Source organism: Deinococcus detaillensis (genome assembly GCF_007280555.1).
GTDB lineage: Bacteria > Deinococcota > Deinococci > Deinococcales > Deinococcaceae > Deinococcus > Deinococcus detaillensis.
The window spans coordinates 1-6059 of record NZ_VKDB01000056.1; the positions used below are offsets into that span (position 1 = coordinate 1).

The window sequence follows — 6059 nt, forward strand, 5'->3', positions numbered from 1 at the left end:
ACCGGGCTGGTCAAGGCCCTGACCTACCAGCTCGACTGGGGCGACGGCACGCCAGCCGTGGATATCACGGGTGTGGAGACGCAGACCCTGAGTCACAACTACGCCCGTCCCGGCAACTACCGTCTGACCTTGAGTGTGCCCGGGAGTGCTCCGGTGAGCGCCGCGCTCACCGTGAGTGTGCCGGCGGCCACCCTGACTTCAACGACGGACGCGCTGAGCGTGACCGCCGTGGTCAGCGGCTTGCAGGAGAGCCTGACTTACCGGCTTACCTGGGGTGACGGTTCGAATACCGATCTCACTGGCAAAGTCACCGACACCCTGACACACACTTACGCCAAACCCGGTGTCTACGTCCTCGAACTCAGCACGCCGGGTGCTCCCAGCGTCACCGCTACCGTGAATGTTCAGGTCCGGCCTCTGGTGCTGGCAGTGGTTGCCCCCGAATTGCGGGCCACGGCCTCGCTCAGTGGCCTGGTCAGCGCCCTGACTTACACCGTGAACTGGGGCGACGGACAGCAGGACACGGTCACGGGCCAGACCGCCACGACCTTGGTTCATACATACTTGAAACCTGGGCAGTACACGGTCACCGTCACTGCTCCCAGCCTGGAACCCGTCACGACTACCTTCACTGCGGGTCTTCCGCCGCAGGAAGTTCTCACCGCCACACCAGGTAGTTCACCGGACGTACTGGACATCCGCATTACTGGACTTCTGGAGGGCGCGACCTACTTGCTCGATTACGGTGACGGCCAGGTGGAACAACTGGCCTTTATCGGCCAGTCAGGCCGCTGGACGCACCGGTACACCCGCACGGGCGTGTACACCCTGACGCTGAATTTGCGCACGCCGGACGGTGTGAGCAGCGTCCGCGCGGTCACGACCGTGCAGGCACAGTTGCAGCTGGTCCTGAGGGCGGCCACCGTGGCGTTTGCGAGCGATTCTACGAACTCGAACATCACCCTGAATTCCCTCGATCCTGTCGCCGTCCGCCTGATCATCGACTACACCGGGAGCGGCAGCCTGACGGGCAACTGGCTCCTAGACGGTCAGGCTGGTCCTTCCGTCACCGTGAATCTGCCGGATGGAGGCACCACAGCGACCGCGACTTACACGGTCTCGCCGCCCAAGCCTGGCAACCACACGGTGTCGTTCCGCATAGCGGATGTCCAGTCGACGTGCGCCGCGGCTTGCCCAGCACCCGTTCTTCCCGGAGCGAACACGCTCAGGTACACCCTCGACAGCCCGAGTCTCCTCACTTACGGGGGGCTGAGTGTCAAGCTGACCAGCATCAAGAACTTGGACCTGCAGAGCTTTGCTGGTGAAGGAACTGTGCGCCTGATCGTGGGCGGTGCAGATCTGGGCGAACAGAATGTCACGATGGCGAACCTTCAAGTGACCCGCTCGGCCACGGGCTACAAGGTCACGGGCGGCGACCCGACCAGAGTGGGCCTGGCCAATCTTCCCCTGCGCCTGCTGAGCCTGGGTGAGGCCAGTGTCCGCCTCACGTCCCTGAACCTCAGCCCCGAAGGCGCGGCGCTCAGCGGAACAGTTCAGCTGCCCAGTGGTACGGGTACCGGACTGACCTTCACAGACGCCAGCTTGCTGGAAGGCGGCGAACTTCTGGCCGACCTCAAGGGCAGCGCAAATGCTCTTGGTGACCTGAAGATCGGCACCACTGGAATCAGCGTTTCGGCCACCGGTGGTGTGCTCGATCTGTCACGCAAGCAGAACGCCGACGGCCTGAGTGCTGCCTACACGGGCGGCACGGCACCCACACCTGACTGGATGGGTGTGGTGTTGCCGGGTGCCAACCTGACCATCGGCACCCCCATCGCCTCTGGCACCCCGGTGAGCGTGAGTGGCCTAGTGGCCTACACGCTGGGCGGCTACGCCACCGCCTTCGATTTCACGCCCACCGACCTGAGCGTCGGTGGCTGGGCTATCAAGTCCGGGCCGCTGAAAATGGCCATCAGCGGCAGCGTCATCGCCAGCTTGAGCGGCCAGGGCAGCCTGACTGTTCCCATGGTGAACGAGCCTCTTGCACTGACCATCGGCTGGAACCCGCAGCTCGGCAACCCTGGCGCGAAGTGGGAAGTCAAGTCGGATGTCGCCGTGGTCAACCATAACTTCGGGCGCACGGCGCTGGACCTGGGCCGGCCCACCTGGGAATTCGGCGGCGACGGCAAAGCGAAACTGATTTTCTCAAACGCCAAATGGAACCTGGGCGGCGTAAGCGGCAAGGACGTCAAGGTGCCGGTCTATAACATGACCTTCACCCCCGACGGCGGGGTCAGTCTGGGCGGTGAGGCCTGGGCCAGCGCCACGGGCCTGACGAACTTCACCCTGTTTGATTACCCTCTGCCCACCGCCGAAATCGGTGCCCGCCGCGAGGCGGACGGTCAGTACACCCTCAGTCTGCGCGGCAAACTGCAACTGGGTGACGCGCTCCCCGTGAACGCCGTCGCGAATCCCATCAGCTTCTGGGTGAAAGACGGCAAGGACGTAAAAATCGTCTTCGATAAGATTCGGATCTTCGGTCAGATCAAGACTGTGGATTACGACGTATCGGTCAGCGCCATGTTCAAAGATGAAAACAACCTGGAATTCATCGGGCAGGGCACCATCAAGATCGCCAAGAAAATTGCTGTGGCCGCCAAAGCTGGCTTCGGGCGGGACAACGGCACCAGCTACGGCTTCTTCTGGGCCTCTGTCGCCTCATCCGGCCTGAAACCCTTCGTCACCGTCGGCTCCGTGGGATTCTACGAATTCAGCGGCGGTGTGGGCATCAACATGGTCTGGAAGGACGGGAAGTTCGATGCACCGCCCGTGAAAGCCATTCCGCCCGCCGGTGCCGCTCGCGTGGTTAACGTCGCGATTCAGGCAGGCGCAGTGTTCGGAACGGCCATCGACAATGGCACCACTGCACACTTCCGGGGCACGCTGGGCGTGGACTCGGAAGGCACTGTGGCGATCAAGGCCGTGGGCTGGCTCTTTACCCCGCTGGCACAGGGCGCTCTCGGAAGCTATTCCTCCGGCACGGCCAGCGCTGCTGGCCCGAACCTCTCGACCGTCTCGACCAAGGGGAGCCTGGCACCTCAGGTTGCCGCACTGATTCTGTTGAGCGTGCCGCCCGAGAGTCCCGACAGCGGCTACCTGCTCGTGCAGGGCTGCGTGGGGCCAGCTGCCAAGTCATCGGTCGGTGGGCTGGACTGCACGCACAACCGTGAACTCGACTTCTATAACATCGTCGCCGTGAGCGGGTACGCCGAGATGTACATGCCGTTTTCCGGCAGCGGTCAGCGCGTGTACCTGGGCACCAAAGCCAACCCGATCAGCGTGCGCCTGCTCTCTATCAAATCAGGCAGCACCACCACCACGACCACGGCAGCCGTCAAAAATGCGGACGGTACTACCACGGACGCCATCTCCGGTACCACCGCCAACTCTTCATCGAATGCGGCCACCGCAGGCTCTAGTAACACCACGACCAGCCGGGCCGACGGCTTGGGATACAACGGCTACCTGATGGTGGACGGTACCCAAATCAGCGTGGGTGTGGGCGTCAGTCTGGCCTACAGTGTGGGTCAGAGTGGCACCGGCAAGGTCTGCGACTGGTACTGGTACGCCAATGCGCACCTGGCCCTGAACGCGGACTTCACCGTCGTGTATGACCCCACGTCCCTCGACGCCTCGGTGACCCTCAGTGCTGGTGCCGCTGCAGGCGGGGGGGCGTGCGGTCTCAAAGTCGATGTGGGCATCAACCTGTCAATCACCGGACACCTGTACGTCTCGGCGGCCAGCAGTTATATAAACGGCACAGCGTCGGGCAGTGTGACCCTGCCGGTCATCGGTGACCTTCCCTTCAGCGTCAAGGGTCGCGTCGACTTCTGAATGCACAGCGGGGGTGGCAGGCACCACAAGCCACCCCCGCATCCCCAACAGCCCTACCAACCCATCTCACGAGGCCCCATCCATGCGAATATCCCTGCTTCTACTGACCCTTACGGCTACTCTGGGCGTGGCATCTGCCCAAACAAGCACCGCGCCCAAGGGCAGTCCGGCCAAAGGCGGCGTGGCGGCCCTGCCCACCCCCGACGGTGCCATGCTGCGCTGGGCGCTCCCCGGCGACAGCCTGCCTGCCCGGGGCTTCCGCCTGCGGATCAGCGGCCCCGGCGGTACCCGAGACCAGACGGTGGCTTCTCCGCAGCCGTATTCCGCCGCGCTCGGCCTGTCCAAAGCGGATTACGATGCACTGATCAGCGTGTATGACCAACCCCCAAAAAACGACTCGGAACGGACCCAGAGAACCTTTTTCAACCTGAACGTGGTCGCCCGGCCCGTCTATGCCCGCGCTCTGGGCATCATGACGACCCTTGAAGGGCTGTCCCCCGGCCAGTACACCGTCACCGTGACTGCCGTGGGCAGCAATGAAACAAAGGTTGGCGAGGCGACGTTCAAGACGGGAGCAACGCCCGCCGTGCCCGCGCCCGGCACCCCCAAAGCCAAACCCGGCCCCGCCGCCGTGCAGCTCACCTGGACCGTGCCGCCGCCCGGCCCCAGCAATCTGGTGGCGGCCTACAAGGTTTACCGCTCCAGCGGTGCGGACGCCTACGTTTTGCTGCAACCCACCCCATTTTTTCTGACCACTGCGCCGGGCGGTGACGTGTTCAAAGACACCGACCTGAAGGCCAAGACCACCTACCGCTACCAGGTGGCGTCCGTAGACCTGTTCGGTCGTGAGTCTGCCCGGACGGCCCCAGTCACCGTCACCACCGAGGCCGTCACCGTCCTACCGGCACCCGAGGACCTTCAGGCGACCGTCAAGGAACGCGCCGTGACCCTGCGCTGGACCGCGCCGAAAGACAGCCGGATCACGCAGCAGATCGTTGTGCGCGGCACCGACCCCACCCAGCCACTGAGCGCGCTAGCCACACTGCCTCCAGGAGCGAACACCTACACTGACACCACCGGACGTGCCGGTGAGCCCTACGTGTACGCCGTCGTCACGCGGGATGCGGGTGGGCAGATGGGCGCACGCAGTAGTCTCGTCGGCGCGCGGCCCGTGAACACCAGGCCCCCCGCCCCGCCATCTGGCGTGAAGATCACGGCAGGTGTGGCCGCCATCACGCTGAGCTGGGAAGCGAACCGCGAGAAAGACATTGAGGGCTACCAGATCTACCGCAGTGAGTCCGGCGGGGCGGGTGCGCCTTCTCTCCTCGTCAACGCCTCGCCCGTCGTGGGCACGACCTTCACCGATCCTCTGGTCGCCGGTTTGCAAAACCGCTACTCCTACCGCGTCACGGCCCTGAATACTTCCCAGGCGGAGTCCGCACGTTCGGCAGCTGTTGCCTCCAAGCTGATCGACAAGACGCCCCCGCCCACCCCGACCCTGCTTCCTTCCACGGTGAGCGCACAGGGCGTGAAACTCAGCTGGACGCAGGCCGACATCCCGGACCTAGCCGGTTTCCGCGTGTCGCGCGCTGCGGGCGGCTCGGTGCCCGTGGAGCTGGCCCGCCTGAGCGCCGCGACACGCACGTACCTGGACGCCACGGCAGAGTCTGGCGTGACCTACGCGTACAGCGTGCAGAGCGTTGATGACGCCGGGAACGTCTCGGCGTCCTCTGAACCGCTGGTCATCCGCCGCGCCAGCACCGGCCTTCCGGCCGCGCCCCAGGGCATCGCCGTCAAGGCGCTGGAAGCGGGTGCCGGTAACCGCGTCACCTGGACAGCCACTCCCGGCCTGCCGGTGGCCGTATACCGCCTGGATGCGGCGGGCAGCGAGCCGCTGCAGGTGTCGGGCCTGATCACCACCGGATCGTTCACCGATGCCCAGGGCACCCCGGACAGCGAGTACCGACTCCGCGCCGTGAACGAACGCGGGCAGATGAGTGCTCTTACGCCGCCTCAGATGGTGGCAAAGCCTTAAGTGGAGTTCTCCAGCACCGTGGCATGGGGGCCGACTAGAGTAAGAACAGAAATCCGCCCTTGGAGGCCAGATCACAATTCAATCCGTTCAAAGTAGGCTTCCAGAGTGTCGGGATCACGCAGGGGGCGCA

General features: G+C 64.5%; 2 protein-coding genes. Both read left to right on the forward strand.

What is annotated here, in order from left to right; genetic code table 11:
* A partial coding sequence (locus FNU79_RS18535; protein ID WP_143722275.1) for a PKD domain-containing protein occupies positions 1–3894 on the forward strand: 3894 nt, incomplete at its 5' end.
* Between the two features lie 82 nt (positions 3895–3976).
* Positions 3977–5929: a fibronectin type III domain-containing protein gene (locus FNU79_RS18540; RefSeq protein WP_143722276.1), complete on the forward strand. Its 1953-nt coding sequence runs from the start codon at positions 3977–3979 to the stop codon at positions 5927–5929.
* Positions 5930–6059 lie beyond the last annotated feature (130 nt).